This window comes from Streptomyces manipurensis, from assembly GCF_049570255.1.
Classification (GTDB): Bacteria; Actinomycetota; Actinomycetes; order Streptomycetales; family Streptomycetaceae; genus Streptomyces; species Streptomyces manipurensis.
This window is the reverse complement of sequence record NZ_CP186950.1, coordinates 3640559-3663688: the sequence shown is the minus strand read 5'-3', so window position 1 is coordinate 3663688 and position 23130 is coordinate 3640559. Positions and strand designations below refer to the sequence as shown.

At 72.4% G+C, this 23130-nt stretch carries 16 protein-coding genes; 7 read left to right on the top strand and 9 right to left on the bottom strand.

Translation table 11 applies throughout. The annotated features are described in order from the left end of the window. Positions 1–2: 2 nt before the first annotated feature. The 3 genes from ACPU2J_RS16880 to ACPU2J_RS16870 form a co-directional block, all read right to left on the bottom strand. Entirely contained in the window at positions 3–821 is an 819-nt protein-coding gene (locus ACPU2J_RS16880; RefSeq protein WP_423833542.1) for a hypothetical protein, read from the bottom strand. Between the two features lie 147 nt (positions 822–968). Then, positions 969–2234: a metallophosphoesterase gene (locus ACPU2J_RS16875; protein WP_420080258.1), complete on the bottom strand. Its 1266-nt coding sequence runs from the start codon at positions 2232–2234 to the stop codon at positions 969–971. A 231-nt stretch (positions 2235–2465) separates the two neighbouring features. Further along, positions 2466–3581, bottom strand: coding sequence for a LacI family DNA-binding transcriptional regulator (locus tag ACPU2J_RS16870; RefSeq protein ID WP_327414982.1), 1116 nt, complete (start codon positions 3579–3581; stop codon positions 2466–2468). Between the two features lie 361 nt (positions 3582–3942). On the opposite strand from ACPU2J_RS16870, the gene hisC reads away from it, so the two are divergent. Next, positions 3943–5022: a histidinol-phosphate transaminase gene (gene hisC / locus ACPU2J_RS16865; RefSeq protein WP_361589942.1), complete on the top strand. Its 1080-nt coding sequence runs from the start codon at positions 3943–3945 to the stop codon at positions 5020–5022. Between the two features lie 33 nt (positions 5023–5055). Here the strand turns inward: hisC and ACPU2J_RS16860 are convergent, their stop codons facing one another. Beyond that, complete coding sequence (locus ACPU2J_RS16860) at positions 5056–5424, bottom strand: cyclophilin-like fold protein (RefSeq protein ID WP_420080260.1); 369 nt, start codon at positions 5422–5424, stop codon at positions 5056–5058. Positions 5425–5614: 190 nt separating this feature from the next. Between ACPU2J_RS16860 and ACPU2J_RS16855 the strand changes: the two genes are divergently transcribed. Genes ACPU2J_RS16855 through ACPU2J_RS16840 form a run of 4 tightly spaced genes read left to right on the top strand, consistent with a single transcriptional unit; the run spans position 5615 to position 13543 of the window. Beyond that, entirely contained in the window at positions 5615–7120 is a 1506-nt protein-coding gene (locus ACPU2J_RS16855) for a cytochrome ubiquinol oxidase subunit I (RefSeq protein WP_423833541.1), read from the top strand. 18 nt (positions 7121–7138) lie between these two features. Then, positions 7139–8140 carry a cytochrome d ubiquinol oxidase subunit II gene (cydB, locus tag ACPU2J_RS16850; RefSeq protein WP_420080261.1) on the top strand — a complete coding sequence of 334 codons (1002 nt, stop codon included), beginning with the start codon at positions 7139–7141 and terminating at the stop codon, positions 8138–8140. Between the two features lie 57 nt (positions 8141–8197). Next, positions 8198–11767 carry a thiol reductant ABC exporter subunit CydD gene (gene cydD / locus ACPU2J_RS16845; protein ID WP_423833540.1) on the top strand — a complete coding sequence of 1190 codons (3570 nt, stop codon included), beginning with the start codon at positions 8198–8200 and terminating at the stop codon, positions 11765–11767. A gap of 24 nt (positions 11768–11791) precedes the next feature. Then, a complete protein-coding gene (locus tag ACPU2J_RS16840; protein WP_423833539.1) occupies positions 11792–13543 on the top strand; it encodes a GAF domain-containing sensor histidine kinase in 1752 nt (583 codons plus the stop codon). An 8-nt stretch (positions 13544–13551) separates the two neighbouring features. Here the strand turns inward: ACPU2J_RS16840 and ACPU2J_RS16835 are convergent, their stop codons facing one another. Then, on the bottom strand, positions 13552–14439 hold the full coding sequence (locus ACPU2J_RS16835) for a Cof-type HAD-IIB family hydrolase (RefSeq protein WP_420080264.1): 888 nt from the start codon (positions 14437–14439) through the stop codon (positions 13552–13554). Positions 14440–14546: 107 nt separating this feature from the next. Here ACPU2J_RS16835 and ACPU2J_RS16830 point away from each other — a divergent pair, with 107 nt between their 5' ends. Continuing rightward, positions 14547–15452 carry an LLM class flavin-dependent oxidoreductase gene (locus tag ACPU2J_RS16830; RefSeq protein WP_420080265.1) on the top strand — a complete coding sequence of 302 codons (906 nt, stop codon included), beginning with the start codon at positions 14547–14549 and terminating at the stop codon, positions 15450–15452. Positions 15453–15547: 95 nt separating this feature from the next. On the opposite strand, the gene ACPU2J_RS16825 is transcribed toward ACPU2J_RS16830, so the two are convergent. The 3 genes from ACPU2J_RS16825 to ACPU2J_RS16815 form a co-directional block, all read right to left on the bottom strand. Further along, a complete protein-coding gene (locus ACPU2J_RS16825) occupies positions 15548–18631 on the bottom strand; it encodes a tetratricopeptide repeat protein (RefSeq protein ID WP_423833538.1) in 3084 nt (1027 codons plus the stop codon). Next, entirely contained in the window at positions 18628–20478 is a 1851-nt protein-coding gene (locus ACPU2J_RS16820; protein ID WP_420080267.1) for an HSP90 family protein, read from the bottom strand. The genes ACPU2J_RS16825 and ACPU2J_RS16820 overlap by 4 nt, the downstream gene beginning before the upstream one ends. Before the next feature lie 155 nt (positions 20479–20633). Then, positions 20634–21173: an RNA 2'-phosphotransferase gene (locus tag ACPU2J_RS16815; protein ID WP_420080268.1), complete on the bottom strand. Its 540-nt coding sequence runs from the start codon at positions 21171–21173 to the stop codon at positions 20634–20636. 144 nt (positions 21174–21317) lie between these two features. On the opposite strand from ACPU2J_RS16815, the gene ACPU2J_RS16810 reads away from it, so the two are divergent. Continuing rightward, positions 21318–22100, top strand: a complete 783-nt coding sequence (locus ACPU2J_RS16810; RefSeq protein ID WP_420080269.1) for an aquaporin — start codon at positions 21318–21320, stop codon at positions 22098–22100. A gap of 111 nt (positions 22101–22211) precedes the next feature. Here the strand turns inward: ACPU2J_RS16810 and ACPU2J_RS16805 are convergent, their stop codons facing one another. Beyond that, positions 22212–23129, bottom strand: coding sequence for a MerR family transcriptional regulator (locus ACPU2J_RS16805; RefSeq protein WP_420080270.1), 918 nt, complete (start codon positions 23127–23129; stop codon positions 22212–22214). Position 23130 lies beyond the last annotated feature (1 nt).

Genomic DNA, 23130 nt, shown 5'->3' with positions numbered 1-23130 from the left:
GGTCACTGCGGTTCGCGCTCCGGGCCGCCGAAGTCCGGGCTGGTGAAGTCCGGCGGCGTGTAGCCGGGCCGGGGCCCCTCGGAGGGCGGTCCGGGGCTGGTGAAGTCGGGCCGGGTGTAGCCCAGGCTCGGGATGCGTCCGGCCCCCGGGGTGCGCGGGGTCGGGAAGCCGGGTCCCGCGCTGGGATCGGCCAGGGCGTCCCGCAGGAACGGGATGATGCCGCGTTCGAGCAGCGCGTGACGCCAGGCCTCGCGGGCCCGCGCCACCTCGTCGGGTATCGCCTCGGTCCCGTCCGCCGCCACCTCGGTCGCACCGTTGCGGACGGCCGTCACCAGCAGTCCGACGACGGCGCAGAGCAGGGCGACGGCGGTGAGCCCGCCGAAGAGCCAACCCGCCGTCAGCATCGTTTCGGCGAAGGCCGGTTCGGGCTCGATCAGCTTCAGGAGGTAGCCGACGAGCAGGAAGATGAGCATGGCGGTGCCGGCGAGCACCGGTGCCAGGACCGCGACCACGGCGCTGACTCCGGCGCCGTTGCCGCCCTCGTGGTCGTCGTCCTCGTCCCCCGTTGCCGCGGGGGCGGACAGCAGCCCGTCACGCCGCTCCTCGCGGACCTTCACGTAGTGCCCGTACTCGGCGGCCGCCGCGGCCACCAGCAGGGCGCTGGCGCCCTGCGCCATGGTGCGCAGCTGTTCGGCGTTCAGCCGCTCGCCGAGGGTGGCGAGCTCGGGCCGTTCGCCCGCCGCGCGCAGTGCCTCGTCGAGGAGCCGGTCGAATTCCGGTCGGTCTTCGGTCAGCAGGTGCGGAGCGCTGGTCATGTGCATCCCCCGATGCTCCGTGGAAGCCGGTACCCGCGTAGACCCGGGCGACCGGCAGAAACGGAGGAGAGCCTGCTATGGACAGAGCGATGGTAGAGCGCCCGCACCACGCCGTGACAGGGGCTTTCCGGAAATACCCCTCTCCGTGAGCCCTCAGTCGCTCAGCGGGAGTTGTACGACGAGAAGCTTGCCGTCCATCGTCACGCCGCCGTCCATCGCGATGGCGAGCCCCTCGGCGTACACGTGGGGGCCGTCCACCGCCTCGCGGCCGCGGGAGTCGTCGCCGTCCTCGGTGCCCACCTCGCCCAGCAGGTAGGGGATGGGGCTGTGGCCGTGCACGACGCGGCTGCCGCCGTAGGTGTCGAGCAGCTCGCGGACGGCCTGCGGGCCCGTCTCCTCGTCGCGGAAGGCGAACCGCTTGGTGAACTTGCGGAACAGGTCCCAGGTGATGTCGACGTCGCCGCGGTTGAGGAGCTCGTGGATGGTGTCGTTGACGTCCTCGACGGAGTCGCCGTAGTCGAGGTAGGCGGTGGTGTCGGAGTGCAGCAGCAGGTGGCCCTCCTCCAGGACCGCCGCGTCCAGGCGGGACATCCACTGCAGGTGCACGTCCTGCAGCCGCTCCATGTCCGTGCGCTGGCCGCCGTTGAGGAGCCAGGCCGCCTGGAAGGTGGCGGTGCCGGCGCCGGAGACGACCGGGGTGTCGCCGAACCGCTTGGCGCCGATGAGCAGCAGCTCGTGATTGCCCATCAGGGCCTTGCAGTAGCCGCCGGCCGCGGCGGCCTCGGCGGACAGCCGCATGACGAGGTCGATGACCCCGATGCCGTCGGGGCCGCGGTCGGTGAAGTCGCCGAGGAACCAGAGCCGGGCGTTGCCGGCGGACCAGCGGCCCTCGGCGTCGATCAGGCCCTGGGCCTGCAGTTCGGTGACGAGCTCGTCGAGATAGCCGTGGACGTCGCCGACGACGTACAGGGGGCCGGGGCCGGAGGCCGCGGTGTCCTGCGGGACGTACTGGACCTGCACGGTGTCGCCGGGACCGCCGAGGGCGCCGCGGCCGATGACGGGCAGGTCGCGGTAGGTCGGCGTGTACCCCTCGGGCTCGTCCTCCTCGGGCGCCTGGGCGGTCGCGTGCGCGGGCGGGCCCTGGGGGTGTCCGTGCACGTGCGGGGCGTGGTCCGGGGCGGGCGGCGGTGCCGCCGGGGGTGCCGCGGGCGCCGGGACGTAGCCGGGCTGCGGCGGGACGGCGGGCGTGGACGCCTCGTAGTAGGCGGGGTACTCGCCGTACACGGGGGCCTCGCCGTACGCGGAGCCCTCGCCGGGAAGTCCGGTGGGCGCGTACGGCGCGGGTTCGCTGACTGGCACCCGGAAGTCCCGCAGCGTCTCCGTCCGCATCGCGGGTCCCTGACCGGCCCCCTGAGTCATCGACCCCTCCACCACCGTCGCGCTGCCGTACACCTGCGGACCCTCCTGACCTCCGGTGAGGAGGGTCCGTGATGTCGTGCGCCCATCATAGGAATGCGGCTCGCGCTGTGTGACGCACCAGGGGTGGTGAATCCTTTGCGGAGCGTATCGTTCCTACCGATTTCTGCCGATATAGACGTACCTGGGTTCCGAGGTCGGTCGGTGCTGCGGCCCGACCGGACGGTCTGCCGGTCAGTCCTTGGCAGGAGATCGGGGCGGGCTGACGGTCGTACGGGGCTGCCGGCGCTGCGAAGAGGTACGGATGATCAGCTCGGTGGGGACCACCTGTTCGACCGGCCGGCCGGTGTCCACGCCCTCGATCGCGTCGATGAGCAGCTGCACGACGGCGGTGCCGATGCGGCGCGGTTTGAGGGACAGGGTGGTGATCGGGGGCTCGGTGTTGGCGTAGACGGTGGACTCGCTGCAGCAGACGAGCAGCAGGTCCTCGGGGACGCGCAGGCCGTAGCGCCGGGCGGCGGCGAGGAGGTCGGTGCCGTTGGGGTCGAAGAGGCCGTAGACGGCGTCCGGGCGGTCGGGGCGGGCGAGCAGCCGGTCGGCGGCGACGGCGCCCGCGCACGGGTCGTGCGCGGGGTAGGACTCGTAGACGGGGTCCTGGCCGACGCGTTCGCACCAGTTGAGGTAGGCGGTGGTGGAGAGCCGGGTGTAGGTGTCCGTGGTCGTGCCGGTGAGCAGCCCGATCCGGCGGGCTCCGGCGGCGGCGAGGTGGTCGAGCAGGCCGAGCACGGCGGCCTCGTGGTCGTTGTCCACCCAGGCGGTGACGGGCAGGGAGCCCGCGGGGCGGCCGTCCGAGACCACGGGCAGGCCCTGGCGGACCAGTTCGGTGACGACGGGGTCGTGGTCGGAGGGGTCGATGACGACGGTGCCGTCGAGGGCCACGTTGGACCACACGTCGTGGCGGGAGGTGGCGGGGAGGATCACGAGGGCGTAGCCGCGGGCGAGCGCGGCCGAGGTGGCGGCCCTCGCCATCTCGGCGAAGTAGGCGAATTCGGTGAAGGTGAAAGGTTCATCCCCGTACGTGGTCACGGTCAGGCCGATGAGGCCGGACTTGCCGGTACGGAGGGTGCGTGCGGCGGCCGACGGACGGTATCCGAGCCGGTCGGCGACTTCGCGAACGTGGCGGCGGGTGGCGTCGGGCAGCCGTCCCTTGCCATTGAGCGCGTCGGAGACGGTTGTGATGGAGACGCCCGCCGCGGCGGCCACGTCCCTGATGCCTGCCCTGCCCTGTCGGCCGGCTGCCCGCCGGGTGGTCTCGGTCCGGCTCACCTGATGCTTCCCTGCTGCTGTCATGGCGAGCCGATAGTAGGGCTCGGTGGGGTGGGTGGTCCGGGTGCATATGCAGGCGTTGACAGGCACGTTTCTGCATGGTTCGCCATCCTCAATGACCTTGGAAATGAAGGCATTTGGTCGGTGGGGCCAGAGGTGGGGCTTGTCGTCGGGACCGGGCATGCCAAAACGAGCCCGCCTCGGAGCGATCTCAACTCACCTGCACGAGGGATGCGCGCCACGGCGCAGGCCACCGGCGCGCGCATATATGCGTGCGCTCCCCCTCATTCCAGGCGCCCCCATTCTCGGAAGAGCGGAATCCTCATAAGGTGAGCAGTATTGAGTCGACGGCGACGTCGGACGGGACGGTCGAGGAGGACCTGCGGTGAGCGAGAAGAGCCCGAAGCTGCGCGCCGAGCTGGACGGCATTCCGACGTACAAGCCCGGCAAGCCGGCCGCCGCGGGCGGGCCCGTCGCGTACAAGCTGTCCTCGAACGAGAACCCGTACCCGCCGCTGCCCGGGGTGCTGGACAGCGCGGTCGCGGCTGCGGGGAGCTTCAACCGGTACCCCGACATGGCCTGCACCGGCCTGGTGAACGAGCTCGCCGAGCGGTTCGGCGTGCCGGTCGAGCACGTGGCCACGGGCACCGGCTCGGTGGGCGTGGCCCAGTCGCTGATCCAGTCCACGGCGGGCCCGGGCGACGAGGTCATGTACGCCTGGCGCTCCTTCGAGGCGTACCCGATCATCACGCAGATCTCCGGTGCGACCTCGGTGAAGGTCCCGCTGACCGACGGGGACGTGCACGACCTGGACGCGATGGCCGCGGCGATCACCGACCGGACCCGGCTGATCTTCGTCTGCAACCCGAACAACCCCACGGGCACGGCGGTGCGCCGGGCCGAGCTGGAGCGCTTCCTGGACCGGGTCCCCACGGACGTCCTGGTGGTGCTCGACGAGGCGTACCGCGAGTTCGTGCGCGACACCGACGTCCCGGACGGCATCGAGCTGTACCGCGATCGCCCCAACGTCGCCGTGCTGCGTACCTTCTCCAAGGCGTACGGGCTCGCCGGCCTGCGGGTCGGCTTCGCGGTGGCCCACGAGCCGGTGGCCGCGGCGCTGCGCAAGACCGCGGTGCCGTTCGGCGTGAGCCAGCTCGCGCAGGACGCGGCGGTGGCCTCGCTGCGAGCCGAGGACGAGCTGATGGGGCGCGTCGGGGCGCTGGTGGGCGAGCGGGCGCGGGTCCACGAGACGCTGCTCGCCCAGGGCTGGACCGTGCCGGACACCCAGGCGAACTTCGTGTGGATGCGGCTGGGGGAGCGGACGGCGGACTTCGCCGCGGCCTGCGAGAAGGCCGGTGTGGTGGTCCGGCCCTTCGCGGGCGAGGGCCTGCGGGTCACGATCGGTGAGCCCGAGGCGAACGACCTCTTCCTGCACACGGCGGGGGCGTTCTTCAAGGAGCTCTGAGGCTCCGGAGGGCCGGCGCGCGCGGCGGGCCGGTCAGACCAGTTCCACGCGGACGGGGTCGCCGTCGCGGACGGTGGACAGCAGGCGGGGGTCGCCGTCGAACGAGCCGAGCACGTTGCACGGGCTCGCGAGGCGGCTCTCGCCCCCGCGTGAGATCGGTGTGGTGCCGTAGGGGAGCGCGAGGGCGTCCCCCTCGGTCCAGAAGGCGACCGTGCCCGGCTCGACGACCTGTCGTGCGTCGTGTTCGAGCGCCACGGAGACGCCGGTGTCGAAGTAGACCTCCTCGCCCCAGGTGTTCGCGGAGGCGGAAATCGGAAGGGCCTCGGCCAGCGCCTTGCTGGTCGGGGTCTCGTCGAGCGTTGCGGTGAGCTGGCCCGCGGGCCAGGAGACACGAATCTTCATGAGCCGAATTCAACAATCTGTTGAATCGATTGGCTAGAGGGGTACCCCGGCTGCGGCTGGCCGAAAGCGGTAGTCCATAATGCTTGTGAATGTGAACGCGTTCACAAGCGCGCCTGCTTCCTCCTGTAATAGGGGGAAGTGTCCGGGCGGGCTGCCGCTGCGACCACGGCGACATGAAGGAGACGAGGACGTGGACCTAGCTTTGGCGCCGGAGACGCTGGCGCGCTGGCAGTTCGGCATCACCACCGTCTATCACTTCCTCTTCGTGCCTCTGACGATCTCCCTCGCCGCACTCACGGCAGGGCTGCAGACCGCATGGGTGCGCACCGAGAAGGAGAAGTACCTCAGGGCCACGAAGTTCTGGGGCAAGCTTTTCTTGATCAATATCGCGATGGGTGTCGTCACCGGCATCGTCCAGGAGTTCCAGTTCGGCATGAACTGGTCCGACTACTCGCGGTTCGTCGGTGACGTCTTCGGGGCGCCGCTGGCCTTCGAGGCGCTGATCGCCTTCTTCTTCGAATCGACCTTCATCGGCCTGTGGATCTTCGGCTGGGACAAGCTGCCGAAGAAGATCCATCTCGCCTGCATCTGGATGGTCTCCCTCGGCACCGTCCTGTCCGCCTATTTCATCCTGGCGGCGAATTCCTGGATGCAGCACCCGGTCGGATACCGGATCAACGAGGAGCGCGGCCGGGCCGAGCTCACCGACTTCTGGCTGGTGCTCACCCAGAACACGGCGCTCACGCAGTTCTTCCACACCATCACGGCCGCCTTCCTGGTCGGCGGCGCGTTCATGACCGGCATCGCGGCCTACCACCTCGCCCGCAAGAAGCACGTCCCCGTGATGCGCAGCTCGCTGCGGCTCGGCCTGGTGGTCATGATCATCGCTGGTCTGGGTACCGCGATCAGCGGTGACATGCTCGGCAAGGTCATGTACAAGCAGCAGCCCATGAAGATGGCGGCTGCCGAGGCGCTCTGGGACGGCGAGGCGCCCGCGCCCTTCTCCGTCTTCGCCTACGGAGACGTCGACAAGGGCCACAACAAGGTCGCGATCGAGATCCCCGGCGTGCTCTCCTTCCTGGCCAACGGCGACTTCACCTCCTTCGTCCCCGGCATCAACGACGTCAACAAGGCGGAGCAGGAGAAGTACGGACCCGGCGACTACCGGCCCAACATCCCGGTGGCCTACTGGGGCTTCCGCTGGATGATCGGCTTCGGCATGGCCTCGCTCTCCATCGGCGTCCTGGGCCTCTGGCTGACCCGCAGGAAGTTCCTGCTGCCGCGCCGGCTGCGCACCGGTGAGGACGAGGTCCCGAACCTGGTGCTCTTCCGCGAGGCGCTGAGCCCGAAGTTCGCCAACCTGTACTGGGTCGTCGCCCTCTGGACCATGTGCTTCCCGCTGATCGCCAGCTCGTGGGGCTGGATCTTCACCGAGATGGGCCGCCAGCCGTGGGTCGTCTACGGGGTCCTGCGCACCCGGGACGCGGTCTCGCCGAACGTCACGCAGGCCGAGGTGCTCACCTCCATGATCGGCTTCACGCTGCTCTACGCGGTGCTGGCCGTCATCGAGGTCAGGCTCATGGTCAAGTACGTCAAGATCGGCCCGCCCGAGCTGACCGAGGCCGACCTCAACCCGCCCACCAGGATCGGCGGGGACGACAAGAACTCCGACCGGCCGATGGCCTTCTCGTACTGAGGCTGAGGAGCGCACAGCATGCAACTCCACGACGTCTGGTTCGTGCTCATCGCGGTCCTGTGGACCGGCTACTTCTTCCTGGAGGGCTTCGACTTCGGGGTCGGCGTCCTGACCAAGCTGCTCGCCCGTGACCGCAGGGAGAAGCGGGTCCTGATCAACACGATCGGACCCGTGTGGGACGGCAACGAGGTCTGGCTGCTGACGGCGGGCGGCGCCACCTTCGCCGCCTTCCCCGACTGGTACGCCACCCTCTTCTCCGGCTTCTACCTGCCGCTCCTGGTCATCCTGATCTGCCTCATCGTCCGGGGCGTCGCCTTCGAGTACCGGCACAAGCGTCCCGAGGACCGCTGGCAGACCAACTGGGAACACGCGATCTTCTGGACCTCGCTGATCCCCGCCTTCCTGTGGGGCGTGGCCTTCGCCAACATCGTGCGCGGCGTGGCGATCGACCGGGACAAGGAGTACGTGGGCAGCTTCCTCGACCTGCTCAACGTCTACTCGCTGCTCGGCGGTCTGGTCACCCTGAGCCTCTTCACCTTCCACGGCGCCGTCTTCGTGTCGCTGAAGACGGTCGGCGACATCCGCGAGCGCTCGCGGAAGCTGGCCAAGGTGCTGGGGCTGCTCACCGCGGTACTGGCACTGGGTTTCCTGGCCTGGACCCAGCTCTCGCGCGGTGACGGCACGAGCCTGATCGCGATGGCCGTCGCGGTGGCGGCGCTGCTCGGGGCACTCGCCTGCAACCAGGTGGGCCGCGAGGGATGGTCGTTCGCACTCTCCGGGGTCACCATCGCCGCGGTGGTGGCGATGTTCTTCCTGACGCTCTTCCCGAACGTCATGCCCTCCTCGCTCGACGACGCCTGGAGCCTCACGGTCACCAACGCCTCGTCCAGCCCGTACACCTTGAAGATCATGACCTGGTGCGCGGCGGTGGCCACTCCGCTCGTGCTGCTCTACCAGGGCTGGACCTACTGGGTGTTCCGCAAGCGGATCGGTACGCAGCACATCGCCGACGCGCACTGAGTCCCGTCCGATGCCCTCCGCTCCGTCCGGCCTGCCCTCCCCAGGGGGATGTTTCACGTGAAACCGATCGACCCGCGTCTGCTCCGGTACGCCCGTTCCACCCGCCTCTTCCTGGGGGCCGTGGTGGCCCTGGGCCTGGCCGGGGCGGCCCTGGTCGTCGGTCAGGCGATGCTGATCGCCGAGATCGTGGTCGGCGCGTTCGAGAAGGGGCTCGACGGCACGGCGCTCCGCACGCCACTGCTGCTGCTCGCGGCGGTGGCGGTGGGGCGGGCACTGATCGCCTGGCTGACCGAGCTCGCCGCGCACCGGGCGGGTGCGGCGGTCAAGTCGGAGCTGCGCGGACGGCTGCTGGCCCGGGCCGCCGAACTGGGCCCCGGCCGTCCGGGCGGCCGCAGCACCGGCTCGATGGTGGCGCTGGCCACCCGGGGAGTGGACGCGCTCGACGACTACTTCTCCCGCTACCTGCCCCAGCTGGGGCTCGCGGTCGTGGTCCCCGTCGCGGTCCTCGCCAGGATCGTCACCGAGGACTGGGTGTCGGCGGCCATCATCGTGGTCACCCTGCCCCTGATCCCGGTGTTCATGGTCCTCATCGGCATGGCCACCCAGTCCCGGATGGACCGCCAGTGGCGTCTGCTGTCCCGGCTGTCGGGACACTTCCTCGACGTGGTGGCCGGGCTCCCCACGCTCAAGGTGTTCGGCCGGGCCAAGGCCCAGGCCGAGTCCATCCGCAAGATCACCGACGACTACCGGCGCGCCACGATGCGCACCCTGCGCATCGCCTTCCTCTCGTCCTTCGCCCTGGAGCTGCTCGCCACCCTGTCGGTCGCGCTGGTGGCAGTGACCATCGGCATGCGGCTGGTCCACGGCGAGCTGGACCTCTACACCGGGCTCGTCATCCTGATCCTGGCGCCCGAGGCGTACCTGCCCCTGCGGCAGGTGGGGGCGCAGTACCACGCGGCCGCGGAGGGCCTGGCGGCAGCGGAGGAGATCTTCGAGGTACTGGAGACACCCGACGCGGGCCCCTCCGGAGCGGCAGAGATCCCGCCCGGAGCACCCCTGCGCATCGAGATCGACGCTCTCGCGGTCCGGCACGAGGGCCGCGACGAGGACTCGCCCCGGCCGGTCTCGCTGACCGCCGGCCCGGGCGAGTGCGTGGCCCTCACCGGTCCGAGCGGGGCCGGCAAGTCCACCCTGCTCCAAGTGCTGCTGGGCTTCGTACCGCCGACCGCGGGACAGGTCCGGATCGCCGGGGTGGACCTGGCCGACCTCTCCCCCGCGCACTGGCGCCGCCAGATCGCCTGGGTGCCCCAGCGCCCGCACCTGTTCGCCGGGACGGTCGCCGAGAACGTACGCCTGGCCCGTCCGCAGGCCGACGACGCCGAGGTGACGGCGGCACTGAAGGACGCCGGCGCCTGGGAGTTCGTCTCGGCCCTGCCGCGCGGGGCCGAAACCCTGCTCGGCGAGGGAGGCGTCGGGCTCTCCGCCGGCCAGCGCCAGCGCCTGGCCCTGGCCCGGGCCTTCCTGGCGGACCGGCCCGTGCTCCTGCTGGACGAGCCCACGGCGGCGCTGGACGGAGAGACCGAGGCGGGGATCGTGGACGCGGTCCGGCGGCTCGCCGCCGGGCGGACCGTCCTGCTGGTCGTGCACCGGCCCGCCCTGCTCGCCGTGGCGGACCGGGTGGTCCGCCTGGAAGCCGGGCCGTCGTCCGCCGAGCCGCTGCCGGGACGCCTCCCCCGGTCCGCCGCCGTCCCGGTCGCCGTACCAGCCGACGGGGCCCCGTCCCCCACCGGGCGCGGCCAGGACGCCGGTGAATGGATCCTGGGCGACGCGCCCGAGCGGGAACTGCCCACCGGCGGCGCCGACTCCGGCGGACCCGACCCGCTGCGCCGGGTGCGGGCTGTGGCCAGGGCCTGGCGAGGGCGCTTCCGGCTGGGACTGCTGCTCGGCGCGCTGGCCGTGGGGTGCAGCGTCGGACTGATGGCGGTGTCCGGCTGGCTGATCTCCCGGGCCTCCGAGCAGCCGCCCGTCCTCCACCTGATGGTGGCGGTCACCGCCACCCGGGCCTTCGGCATGGGCCGGGCCGTCTTCCGGTACGCCGAGCGACTGGTCTCGCACGACGCCGTGCTGCGTATGCTGGCCGATCTGAGGGTGTCCGTCTACCGGCGGCTGGAGCGCATCGCCCCCGCCGGACTGCGCGAGCACCGGCGCGGCGACCTGCTGGCCCGGCTGGTGGCCGACGCCGACGCGCTCCAGGACTACTGGCTGCGCTGGCTGCTCCCGGTCGGCACGGCCGTCCTCGTCGGTACCGGCTCGGTGGCCTTCACCGCCTGGCTGCTGCCGGAGGCCGGCGCCGTACTCGCCGTCGGCCTGCTCGCGAGCGGCATCCTCGTGCCCCTCGTCGGCGGAGCCGTCGCCCGCCGTGCCGAGCGCAGGCTCGCGCCGGCCCGCGGTGAGCTCGCCACCCGGGTGGCCGACCTCCTCACCGGAACCGCCGAGCTGACCGTGGCCGGAGCCCTGGAGGACCGCAAGGACCGGACGCGGGAGAGCGACGGTCTGCTGAAGCGCATCGCCGCGCGGGGCGCGGCCGCGAGCGGCCTCGGCGGCGGACTGTCCGCGCTCGTGTGCGGCATCACGGTCGTGGCCGCCGCGGCGGTCGCCGCGGACGCGGTCCACGACGGCAGGCTTTCGGGGGTGGCCATGGCCGTCGCGGTCCTGACGCCCCTCGCCGCGTTCGAGGCGGTGAACGGCCTTCCGCTCGCCGTCCAGTACCGCCAGCGCGTGCGCCGCAGTGCCCAGCGGGTGTACGAGGTCCTCGACGCTCCCGTCCCGGTCGCCGAGCCGGAGCAGGCAGAAGCGGCGCCCGCCAGTCCCTTCCCGCTGAGGCTGACCGGTCTCGCCGCCCGCCACCCGGGTCAGGAACACGACGCCCTGCACGGACTGGACCTCACCCTGGAGGCCGGCCGGCGCATCGCCGTCGTCGGCCCCTCGGGCTCGGGCAAGACCACACTGGCGCAGGTGCTGCTCCGGTTCCTCGACCCCAGCGAAGGCGGCTACAGCCTGGGCGGCGCCGACGTCCGCCGGCTCGCCGGGGACGACGTCCGCTCCTTCGTGGGCCTGTGCGCCCAGGACGCCCACCTCTTCGACAGCTCCGTCCGGGAGAACCTCCGGCTTGCCCGGCCCGGAGCGGACGAGGAGCAGCTGCACGGCGCGCTGGCCGCGGCGCGACTGCTGGACTGGGCGCAGGCCCTTCCGGACGGCCTGGACACCCTGGTCGGCGAGCACGGCGAGCGGATCTCGGGCGGCCAGCGCCAGCGCCTGGCGCTGGCCCGGGTGTTGCTCGCGGACTTCCCCGTCCTCGTCCTGGACGAGCCGGCCGAGCACCTGGACCTGGCCACGGCGGACGCGCTGACGGCGGACCTGCTGGCGGCGACGGAGGGCCGGACCACCGTGCTGATCACACACCGGCTCGCCGGCCTGGAGGCGGTCGACGAGGTCCTCGTGCTGGACCGCGGAGCGGTCGTGCAGCGCGGCGGGTACGCCGAGCTCGCCGCTGCCGAGGGTCCGCTGCGGGACATGCTGGTGCGGGAGCGCGCAACGGAGGGCACTTTGGCCGACTTTCGCGGCTAATGGGGACTAACTAGGCTCACGCTCATGTCAGCGCAGCCGCCGCAGGAATCACCGGATCCGTCACCGGAATCATCAGGGGGAACACCGGACCCGACGGGGACGGCCGATCTGGCCACCCGGAGCCTGCACGGGCTGTCCACGGAGCTCACCGCCCGCGTGCCGCAGCTGCTGGAGGCCATGCGGTCGGTCGGCACCGGCCTGGAGCTGCACTCCACGCTGGACCGGATCTGCGAGACGGCGGCCGAGCTGGCGGACGCCCGGTACGCCGCGATCGGCGTCGTCGACACCGAGGGCCGCGGGCTCTCCGACTTCGTCACCCACGGCATCAGCACGGAGCAGGCCCACCGGATCGGGCACCGCCCGGACGGGAAGCGGGGCCTGCTCGGAGCCCTGATCTCGCATCCCGACACCGTCCGGCTCGCCGACCTGAGCCAGGATCCGCGCTCGGCGGGGTTCCCGCCGCACCACCCGCCCATGAAGTCCTTCCTCGGCGTCCCCATCCGGGTGCAGGGGGAGATCTTCGGCAACCTGTACCTCGCCGAGAAGAACGGCGGCGGCGAGTTCAACGACTACGACGTCCACATGGTGAGGGTGCTCGCGACCGAGGCGGGCATCGCCATCGGCAACGCCCGCCTGTACGAGGCCGCCACCCAGCGCGAGCGCTGGATCGACGGCTCGGTGGCCGTCACCACCGCCCTGCTGTCCGGAGGGGACGCCGACGACGCCCTCGCGGTCGTGGCCGAACAGGCCCGCCGTCTGGCGGACTCCGCCGCCGGGATCGTCCTGCTGCCGGCCGAGGAGGGCGGGATGGAGATCGTCGCCGTCTCGGCGGAGGACGCGGCCACCTCCCTCGGCGTGGTGATTCCGGCGGAGAGCCCGGTGGTCGACCAGTTGCTGCGGGGCGAGCCGGTCTTCGTGGACGACGCCTCCGCGGACCCCCGTACGAGCGGCAGGCTCACCAGCGCCTACGGCCCCTGCATGATGCTCCCCCTGCACAGCGGTGGGCGGGTGCTGGGCGCCCTGGTCACCCCCCGGGCCCGGGGCGGCCGTCCGTTCAGCGAGGCCGAACGGACGCTGGCCACGCAGTTCGCCTCCCAGGCGGCGCTCGCGCTGATGATGGCCGAGGCACAGCGGGACCGGGAGCGGCTGGCGGTCTTCGAGGACCGCGACCGGATCGCCCGCGACCTCCACGACCTGGTGATCCAGCGGCTGTTCGCCACGGGGATGATGCTGGAGGGCGCGCAGCGCCGGTCCATCGTTCCCGAGGTCAGGGACGGGGTGGGCAAGGCAGTGGACGAGCTGGACGTGACGATCCAGGAGATCCGTACCGCGATCTTCGCCCTGCAGCAGGGGCCGGCGGAGGCTCCGGCCGGCCTGCGGACGCGCGTGCTGCGCGAGATCAACATGGCTGCCGTCCCGCTGGGCTTCAAGCCCGCGCACCGCTTCCTGGGGCCGGTCGACACGGTCGTCGGCGAGCTGGTCGGCAAGAACCTGATTGCCGCGCTGCGCGAAGCGCTGTCCAATGCCTTCCGGCACGCCGACGCGTCGCGGATCGAGGTGGTCCTGGACTGCACGGCCACTCTCGCCGACGGGCGGCCCGGGGTCCGGCTCGAAGTGGCCGACGACGGTGTGGGCATCCCCGACAGCGGCAGGCGCAGCGGGCTGCGCAACCTGCGCCGCCGGGCGGAGTCGCTGGGTGGTACGAGTGCGTACGGGCCGGGCCTCGGGGAGGACGGCGGCGGGACCACCCTGGTGTGGGAGGCCCCGCTGCAGTAGCCGGGGTCCTACACCTGTCGTCCGGCCAGGCGGTCGGCCAGGATGCGCTCGATGACGAGGGCGACGCCGTCCTCGTTGTTGGCGACGGTCCGGCCGGAAGCCGCCGCGATGACGTCAGGGTGGGCGTTGCCCATGGCGTAGGAGGTGCCGGCCCAGCTGAGCATCTCCACGTCGTTCGGCATGTCCCCGAAGGCGACGACCTCGGCCGGCGAGATCCCGCGCTCGGCGCAGCACAGGGCCAGGGTGCTGGCCTTGGAGACGCCGTGCCCGCTGACCTCCAGCAGGGAGGTGGGGCTGGAACGGGTGATCGACGCGTACTCGCCCGCGACGGTGCGGGCCAGCGCCAGGAACTCGTCCGGGGCGATCTCGGCGTGGTGCGCCAGCAACTTGAGCACGGGGGCGGCGCTGTCGTCCATGCCCTCGGCCAGGAGCTTCTCGGCGGTTGCGAGGGTGGCGCCGGGGTCCTTGAAGAACGGCGGGTAGGCGGGCTCGTAGTTGATGCCGGTGGTCAGCTCGACGGCGAAGGAGGTGCCGGGTGCCGCTGCCCGCAGGGCCCGTACGACGGTGAGCGCCGCGTCCCGCGGGAGGGACCTGACCTGCACGAACTCGCGGCCCGCGTGGAGATCGACGACTGCCGCACCGTTCGCGCAGATCGCGAGGCCGTGGCCGTGGACATGATCGGCCACGACGTCCATCCAGCGGGCCGGGCGCCCGGTGACGAAGAAGACCTCGATCCCCGCCTCCTCGGCTGCCGCGAGGGCGGCGACGGTGCGTGGCGACACGGACTTGTCGTCGCGCAGCAGGGTGCCGTCGAGGTCGGTGGCGATCAGTCGAGGCGAGAGGGTTGGCCCGTCCGGGCGCTGAGGAGCCGAGGTCACGGCTCCATCTTCGCCCATGGAGGCCGAGAGCCGGACCATGATCGAGCCAGGTGTGCGGCGTGCGACGTTTCACGTGAAACAGCGCCGTTTCACGTGAAACGGTGTGCCCGCCGTAGGCTCGACGCATGAGTCTGCGTCTGAGCACGGTGATCCTTCCGGTGCGTCGATGGAGCGGAGGCGGCCGTGATCAGTGGCTCCGGGCCGAAGGGCTCGGATTCCACGCCGCCTACACCTACGACCACCTGTCCTGGCGGACCTTCCGCGACGGCCCGTGGTTCGGCGCGGTGCCGACGCTGACCGCGGCGGCCGCCGTCACCGAACGGATGCGCCTGGGCACGCTCGTCACCTCGCCCAACTTCCGCCACCCCGTGACGCTCGCCAAGGACCTGATCACGCTGGACGACGTGTCGGATGGCCGCATCACCCTCGGCATCGGCGCCGGCGGCAACGGGTTCGACGCCACCGCCCTGGGCCAGGACCCCTGGTCGCCGCGCGAGCGCGCGGACCGCCTGGCCGAGTTCGTGCCGCTGCTGGACCGGCTGCTGACCGAGGACGCGGTGACGCACGAGGGCACCTTCTACTCCGCCGACGAGGCCCGCAACATCCCCGGCTGTGTGCAGGGGCCGCGGCTGCCTTTCGCGATCGCCGCCACCGGGCCCCGGGGCCTGCGCCTTGCTGCCCGGCACGGTCAGGCGTGGGTGACCACCGGAGACCCGAAGCTCTTCGAGGAGGGCACCCCGGAGCAGTCGCTGGCCGCTCTGGGCGGCCAGATCGAACGGCTCGGCAAGGCCTTCGCGGAGATCGGCCGGGACCCCGAGCCCGTCGAGAAGATCCTTCTGACCGGTTTCACGCCCGAGGCCAATACCGTCCTGGAGTCCGTGGACCGGTTCGTGGACTTCGCCGGCCGCCACCGCGAGCTCGGCTTCACGGAGCTGGTGATCCACGCTCCCGTCCCCGACTCCGTCTTCGCCACCGACGAGGCCGTCTTCGAACGCATCGCTACCGAAGCCCTGGCCCAGCTCGACGGCTGAGGACCGGTCGTCGCCCCTCCACCAGGAAGCGGCGACGACCAGACCGGCGGGGTCCCGGGGATGTCCGCACCCGATCGGCCGGACATCCCCGCCCCCTAGCCCTCCAGCTGCGCGATCACGCGCTCCGCGGAGGGCAGCAGCCACTCCGGGACCTCGTCCTCGGGCAGGGACCGCGCCTCGTCGATCAGCGCGCGGAAGCGGGCCGCACCCGCCGCCGCGTCGTCGCGCTCGTGCTCGGTCCAGGCCGCGTTGTTCAGGCACTGGAAACGGTCGCGCAGGTGGTCCGGTCCCAGCTCCGCATAGACCCGCGACGCCCGGTCCCACAGGTCGATTTCCTCCAGGCGCAACGCGTCCACGGTCGCGGGGTCCAGCGGGGCCGGCCGCACCCCCCGGCCGGGGGCGGTGTCCGCGCCGTCCTCGGCGTTCTCGCCCTCGCCCTCGTCGCCCTCGTCCTCGTCGTCCTGGTTAGCCGACACGTGCCGGTCCAGCACCTGGGCCAGCTGGTGCCAGGTCTGCGCGAGTTCCGACCGCAGCTCCGGCGCCTCCGGATCGGTGGCCAGCGCTGCCTCCAGCGCGGCTGCCGCGTCGTCCATCCGGCCGCGGGCCTCCTCCACCGTCGCCGCGGTGACCTCCTCGCGCAGCCCGAGCCACGCCAGCGAGCGCAGGACCCGTACCTCGGCCACCGGGGCACCGCCCGTCCGGCGGTGCAGTTCCAGCGCCCGTTCGTAGGCGGCGACCGCCTCCTCGGGCAGCCCCGCGTCGGACAGGGCGTCGGCCGCCGACTGGGCCAGACCGGCCTGTGGGCGGGGGTCGTCCCAGTCCTCCGTCAGCTTTGCGGCCAGCAGGTACTGCTCCGCCGCGGGCCGCGGCTCGTTCAGCCGTCGCAGCAGGTCGCCCAGGAACTCCCGTACGAACACCGCCTGCTGGTCCCCGTGCTCCAGCAGGTCCGGTAGGGCCGACTGGAGCACCTCCGCGGCCTCGGCGGCGCGGCCGTCGGCCGTGTACGCGCGGGCCAGCAGCAACCGCGCCTGCGCACCGCCGTCGGCCGCGAGCCCCGCCCGGTCGAACCAGTGCGTCGCCGCCAGAGCGTGCGACGCCGCCTCGGGCGCCGCGCCGCCCCGGCGCAGCAGGATGTCGGCGAGGGTCAGCCGTACGACGCCCTGGGCCTCGGCGTCGGTGACCTCGGCGGCGTGATCCAGCGCGGAGCGTGCCGCCGCCTCCGCCTCTTCGACGCGGTCCAGGGACATCAGCAGCCCTGCCCGGAGCACGAGAGGGTCCACCGCCTGCCAGGGGCGGCCGGCCCCGATCGCGCGGTCGGCGCAGGTGGCGAGCAGGGCCGTGGCCCGCTCCGGGTCGCCCTGGGCCAGCGCCACCCTGCCCAGCATCTCCTCGGCCTCGGCCACCAGGTCCGCTGCCGTGTCCCCGTGGGACGCGATGAATGCGGTGAGCTCGGCCACGAGCTCACCGTGGCCGTGGTCCTCGCCGGGACCGTGGTGGTCGTGTCCGCCGTGCTCCTCCCCGGCGGCCTCCTCCAGGGAGCGCAGGTACGACTCCACACGGATCGTCGACAGTTCCGCGAGGGCGATCCGCCGGTCCCGCAGCGGTTCGGCCGGGTCCAGCGCCTCGGCGGCGCGGAGGGCAGCCGCGAAGAGGGCCCGGACCTGCGCGGGTGCGGCTCCGGACTGTGCGGCCGCGCCGGCCGTCCGCAGTTCCGCGAGCGCGGCCCGCTCGGCCCGGCCCAGCGCCCGGTAGCGGTCCCGGACCGCTGCCAGGAGTTCCTGTGCGCCGGCCTCGCCGGCGCGCGCGGCGGCCAGCGCCCGCTGGTCCGCGAGGTCGGCGAGGACCAGGGCGTCGGGCTCCTGCGCGGCGGCCGGCCGGGCGTCCACCCGTACGGCGACCTCGGCCCAGAGCGCGTCCGCGCCGGGATGCCCGAGGTCCCGGGCCTTCCTGGCCCGTGCCACCAGCGCGTCGAACCCGTCGGAGGCCGCGTCGGCCGGAGCGTCGTCGGCAGCGCCGACCGCGGCGGCGGTGCCGGCTCCGGTGGGGGCGGCGTCCGGCGGGGGAAGCTGCGCACTGCGCACCCCCAGCGGGAGTCCTGCCACCAGCGGCTGCCGGCCGACACGGTCGAGGAAGCGGTCCGAGGTCCGGGTGGTGCCGTTGCGCGCGTCGAACTGCCGGGCGATGTCGAGGCATCCCGCGTGCAGGACCTCGTACAGCTCGGACACGGTCCGCGGGGTTCCCTCGTAGGCGACGGACGGCAGGGAGCCGTGTCCGAGGTCCCTCAGGCGGCGCAGCAGGACGAGGATGCCGCCGTGGAAGGCCAGGCGGTCGTCGAGGTTCGCGAGCGGGGACACGTGGGCGGCGTGCTCGGCGAGGATCTCCAGCCCGCGGGACTCGTTGCCGGTGAGGGCGCAGAACTCGATGTGCCGGCCGACCGAGGGCAGCAGGCTCTCGTTCCCGCGTGCCATGCGGTAGCCGCGCAGGTGGTTCGCGCGCGCCTCGTCGGCCCGGCCGAGCCGCAGCAACGGCAGGAGCGAGGTGGCGAGGACGCGGTGCGGCTCCTCGGCGCAGGTCAGCTCGCCGGCGAGGACGGGCTGCCACAGCTGCATGGCCTCGGCGTCGTCACCGTGCAGGACGGCGTACTGGCCCTGCCCGCAGAGCTCGCAGGCCTGGCAGTCGCTCATGTCGTCGCGTTCCGCCTCCAGCCAGCGCCGGAAGGCCCGGTCCGCGCGCGCGTCGTCGCCGGTCGCGTGGGCGAGCCACATCTCGGCCTCGCGCACGGGCCGCTCGCTGTATCCGGCGATCCGGTAGCGGCGTTCCATCTCCTCCAGCCAGCCGGTGGCCGAGTCCAGGGGGATTCCGGGGGAGTCCGAGATGGCCGACGCCACCCACTTGAACTGCCAGAACAGCGAGTGGGCGTCCCACTCGGAGAAGGCCGCCGGATCCTTGTCGTACTCCTGCAGCAGCCGGGCGAAGGGAACGAGCATCTTCGAGGACTCGGCGCTGTAGAGGTAGGCGTTGATGAGGTTGTCCAGGGCCTCGCGGAACAGCTCCCGGTCGCCGTGCGCCTCCGCCGCGCCCGCCAGGGCCTCGGCGTGGGCGTTGCGTGCGGCGCCGTTCGGTGCCTCGCGGTTCTCCGTCAGGCCCCGCACGATCTCCTCGCGCGTCAGGGTGGTCACTTCTGCTCCTCCTCGGCGCCGTGGCCGTCGGTGTGCGGGGCCGGGTGCGTCGCCCACTCCAGGAGCCCGAGGAAGGCCCGGTTGAGCAGGGTGGAGTCGGCGGGGCGCAGTGGCCGCTGGGACATCAGCAGGGCCTGCCCGTAGAGGGACTCCACGGCGGTGCCGGTCAGGGTCTCGTCGTGGAGCGCCGCGATCCGGCGCACCAGCGGGTTGTTGTGGTTGAGGACCAGGCGGGCCCGCGGGGCGGATCCGCGCAGCGCGCCGAGGATGCCGGTCCACAGGGAGTCGGCGCTCTCCAGTGCCGCGCTGCGGTCGCGTTCCTGGCGTGCCTGGCGGTCGTCGAGGTAGAGCGCCGGGACCGACACGGGCTGGAAGGCACGCAGCACCACGTCGCAGCCCTGTGCTTCGAGGCGGGTGCGGGCGGTGGCCAGGAAGGGGGCGAGCTGCAGTTCGGCGGTGGTGGGTACCGGGTCGAGCCGTTCGGTGACGGCTCCGGCGTCCAGCTCGGTCACCTTCAGGTCCGGGCGTACGGCGGGCAGCAGGGCCAGCAGGTCCGCGTCGTAGGTGTAGCCGGCGTTGATGACGCCGAGACCGTGGGCCGCGGCGATCGGCGCGATCTGCCGGAACTCCTCGACGGTGCGCGTGAAGTGGATGTCGGTGTGGGCGGCCGCGAACTCCTGGAGGTTCATCGAACCGGCGCTGGTCTCGAACGGCAGCCACGGCAGCATCAGCCCGAGCAGCTCGGGGTCGTGCCGGGCCATGGACTTCACCCCGAGGTGGTGGACGCTCAGGAAGGCGGCCAGCCGCTCCGGGTCGCTCGCCGCGAGCTCGGCGAGCCAGCCGCGGACGCGCGCGCCGAGGGCGTCGCGCACCGCCGAGAGGGTCTCGTCGTCGTAGAGGTTCTCGCGCGAGGCGGTGGGCCGCAGGGTGTCGGTGTCGATGACGGCGCGGACGAAGAACGCCCAGTCCGGCAGCAGGTTGTCGGCGCGGTCGGTCAGCAGCATGCCCTTGAGGTGGACACGGTGTCCGGCCCGGTGGGCGGGGCTGGTCGGCTCGGGCAGGACGTACGCCACCCCGCGGACCCCCGCGACCGGCAGGTCGAGGTCGATGCTGTCGAGGGGGGTGAAGCCGAAGAGCCCGGAGCAGTGCCCGGCGAGTGCGGCGCGGCGCGCGCCGGGGGTTGGGAAGGGGCGCTCCCACACGGCCGGACGGTCGGTGACGGGGCGCGGCGGACCGCCCAGGCCGTCGTCGAAGGTGATGTCGTACGGCAGCAGGGAGCCGTAGTCGCGGGCGAGCTGCTCGACCTTCGCGGGCACGGTCCACTCGGTGGCGCCCGGGCGGGCTTCCAGCACGACGGTGGTGCCGGGTTCCGGGCGTGCCTCGTGGGGCAGTTCGCGCACCGTGTACGAACCGTCGTCCGTGGCGAGCCATTCGACGGGCGCGGCCTGCGGGTCGCGGGCGGAGCGGGTGACGACCCGGATCCGGCGGGCGACGACGAAGCACGCGAGGAGGCCGATGCCGAACTGCCCGAGGAACTCCTGGCGGGTCGCCTCCAGGCCGTGTTCCCCGCCCCGCTTGGAGCTGCGGCCGATGGTGGCGAGGAGGGAGTGGGCCTCGTCCGCGGTGAGGCCGATGCCGCTGTCCTCGATGGTCACCCGGCCGTCGGACGCCGACAGCCGGATGCGGACCGCCGCCTCCGGGGCGAGGGCGTGCCGCGCGGTGACCGCGTCCACCGCGTTCTGCAGGAGCTCGCGGACGTACACGCGGGGGCTGGAGTAGAGGTGATGGGAGAGGAGGTCGACCAGACCGCGCAGGTCGACCTGGAAACTGTGGGGTGTGGACGTCATGGGGCGTCACCTCGCGTGCGTGCTGGGATGGTTCGGCGATCGCGAGGTCCCCCCCTCACGGATCCCGGAGTGGGACACAGATTAAGCGGATGGTCCGACAATCTCCGCGTCAATTCGGACCCTGCGGAAGCCCCGGTCCTTCGTCGGCCGAGGGGCTACGGAAAGCGGAGGAAGGCCGGCGGTACCGCTTTCACCAGCCACACCCCGTTGGCGCTGATCCGGAAGACGTGGCCGGCTGCGCGCATGGCCCCGGCGTCCACGCTGAGGACGACCGGCCGGCCGCGTCGTGCGCCCACCCTTGTTGCGGTCTCCCGGTCGGGGGACAGGTGCACGTGGTGGCGGGCCATCGGGCGCAGCCCCTCGGCGCGGATCGGCCCCAGGGCGGCCGCCACCGTGCCGTGGTAGAGGTACGCGGGCGGCTCGGCCTCCGGCAGGTCCAGGTCGACGGCGACGGTGTGGCCCTGGCTGGCCCGGATCCGGGTGCCGTCGACGGCGAAGCGCTGCTTGTCGTTCGCGGCGACGACGTGGTCGAGCTCGGCCCGGCTGATGGGGAAGCCGTGGGAGGCGGCCGCGTGCAGCAGGTCGTCGATCTCCACCCAGCCGTGGGGGTCGAGCACCAGTCCGATCCGTTCCGGCTGATGTCGCAGGTGTTTCGAGACGTATTTCGACACCTTCACGGTGCGTCTTTCATCCATGGGCCCAGGGTGCCCGCTCGTAGGGACCTCCGACAGCGAATTTCACGGCCCCGGGAGGGGTGGACACCCGGGGGACACGCCCTATCGTTATTCCAAGATGCGGAATGTCTTTTCCGTTGGAACGCCTGCCCAGGGGGAGAAACCATGACATCGCCCACCTCTCTGCCATGCCGTGCGGCCGCCGAGCTGATAGGCACCGGCGCGCTGCTCGTGGTCGTGGTCGGCTCCGGTCTGCAGGCGGCCGCCCTCAGCGCCGACACCGGAGTCGCCCTTGTCGCCAACTCGGCCGCCTCCGCCATCGGCCTCGGGCTGATCATCACCCTCTTCGGCCCGCTGTCGGGCGCCCACCTCAACCCGGTCGTCACCCTCACCTCCTGGTGGGCGGGGCGGACCGTCGGCGACGGGCTCCGCGGCCGGGAGGTGCTCGTCTACGTCGCGGCCCAGGCCGCAGGGGCCGTCGGCGGCGCCGTGCTGGCGGAGGTCATGTTCGGCCGCACCCCGGGGGCCTTCGCCACCCAGGTGCGCGACGGCGGGCACCTGCTCGTCGGCGAGGTGGTCGCGACCGCCGGTCTCGTCCTCCTGATCCAGGGGCTCGGACGGGTCGGGCGCCCCCGGCTGATTCCGGCGGCGGTGGCGGCGTACATCGGCGCCGCGATCTGGTTCACCTCCTCCGGGGCCTTTGCGAACCCGGCCGGAACCCTGGGGCGCAGCTTCACCGACTCCTTCACCGGCATCGCCCCCGCGTCCCTGCCGGGCTTCGTCGCCGCCCAGCTCCTTGGCGGCGTCCTCGGACTCGCCCTGGCGGCGCTCCTGTTCGGGACGGGACGCGGCACCGGGACGAAGCCGACGGGGCAGGCAGCGGTCGAAACCGCCCTCCCGGCGGACGGGGCGAGCCTGGCCAGGGGCGAGTATCGGACCATCGGCTGAGACGCCACCCCGGTTGCCCACAGGGAAACGCCACTTGTCCACAGATGATTGGGTGGGTTTTGGCAGTAAACGCGTGATCCGCCCTGTGGAACCTGTGGACTGCTTCCGGCCTTACGAGCGGTCCGCCCTGCGCGCCAGGTCGTTCATCCTCCGGGCCTGGAGCTCCCGCTCCGTCGCGGCCCGGACGAAGTCCGCCACGTGTTCGGCGCCCACGAGATCCTGAACCGCCCGCACCGTCCCGGCCGGCAGCGCCACCGGGGACGGGGCCTCGGGCCGGCCGTCGCCGACCGCCCCCAGGTGCCGCTGCAGGTGGCGTGTGGCGAAGAGCTGCATCGCGCGCGCCAGCTCCGCGTCCACCGTCTGCTGGGCCAGCGGCCGCAACCGCCGCACCAGCGTCGCCGCCTCCGCCGCGTCCGCGTCCGTGGGCGGCACCTGGCCGAGGTAGCGCGCGAAGACGTGCTCGGTGGTGAACTCCAGGAAGCGCGAGGCGATGTGCTCGACCTGGCCGCGCAGTTCCCGCAGGTGCCCGGTGATGGCCGTCAGCGGCACCCCGGCCGCGTACAGCTCGGCGGCCACCGCCAGCTCCTGCGGGGACGGCACCAGGAACTGGTCCGGGCGCCCCGGAATACGCTCCAGCACGCCCAGTTCGCAGGCCTCCCCCACCGCCGCGTCGTCCGGCAGGCCGCCGAACCGCTCGTCGAGCTCCTCCCGGCTGATCCGGGCCGCCTCCTCGTCGGTCCACGGCCCGTGCACCTCGGCGACCAGGCCCAGGACGCCACCCAGCCCGCGTCCCGCGTCCCAGGCCTCCAGCAGTTCCTTGATGGAGGCCAGCGTGTAGCCCCGGTCGAGCAGGTCGGCGATCTGCCGCAGCCGCGCCAGATGGGTGTCGCGGTAGACGTTGGAGCGGCCCCTGCGCTCGGGCTTCGGCAGCAGACCGCGGTCCTGGTACGCGCGGATGGTGCGCACCGTCGCTCCGCTGTGGTGTGCCAGATCCTCGATCCGGTATTCGGCTACCGACTGATCGGACAAT

Excerpts from the sequence above, each read along its gene's own strand:
- ACPU2J_RS16815 (WP_420080268.1), bottom strand. The coding sequence starts at position 21,173 with ATGGATGAAAGACGCACCGTGAAGGTGTCGAAATACGTCTCGAAACAC.
- ACPU2J_RS16860 (WP_420080260.1), bottom strand. The coding sequence starts at position 5,424 with ATGAAGATTCGTGTCTCCTGGCCCGCGGGCCAGCTCACCGCAACGCTC.
- ACPU2J_RS16835 (WP_420080264.1), bottom strand. The coding sequence starts at position 14,439 with ATGGGCGAAGATGGAGCCGTGACCTCGGCTCCTCAGCGCCCGGACGGG.
- ACPU2J_RS16880 (WP_423833542.1), bottom strand. The coding sequence starts at position 821 with ATGCACATGACCAGCGCTCCGCACCTGCTGACCGAAGACCGACCGGAA.
- ACPU2J_RS16830 (WP_420080265.1), top strand. The coding sequence starts at position 14,547 with ATGAGTCTGCGTCTGAGCACGGTGATCCTTCCGGTGCGTCGATGGAGC.
- ACPU2J_RS16870 (WP_327414982.1), bottom strand. The coding sequence starts at position 3,581 with ATGACAGCAGCAGGGAAGCATCAGGTGAGCCGGACCGAGACCACCCGG.
- ACPU2J_RS16820 (WP_420080267.1), bottom strand. The coding sequence starts at position 20,478 with ATGACGTCCACACCCCACAGTTTCCAGGTCGACCTGCGCGGTCTGGTC.
- ACPU2J_RS16840 (WP_423833539.1), top strand. The coding sequence starts at position 11,792 with ATGTCAGCGCAGCCGCCGCAGGAATCACCGGATCCGTCACCGGAATCA.
- ACPU2J_RS16810 (WP_420080269.1), top strand. The coding sequence starts at position 21,318 with ATGACATCGCCCACCTCTCTGCCATGCCGTGCGGCCGCCGAGCTGATA.
- cydB (WP_420080261.1), top strand. The coding sequence starts at position 7,139 with ATGCAACTCCACGACGTCTGGTTCGTGCTCATCGCGGTCCTGTGGACC.
- ACPU2J_RS16875 (WP_420080258.1), bottom strand. The coding sequence starts at position 2,234 with ATGACTCAGGGGGCCGGTCAGGGACCCGCGATGCGGACGGAGACGCTG.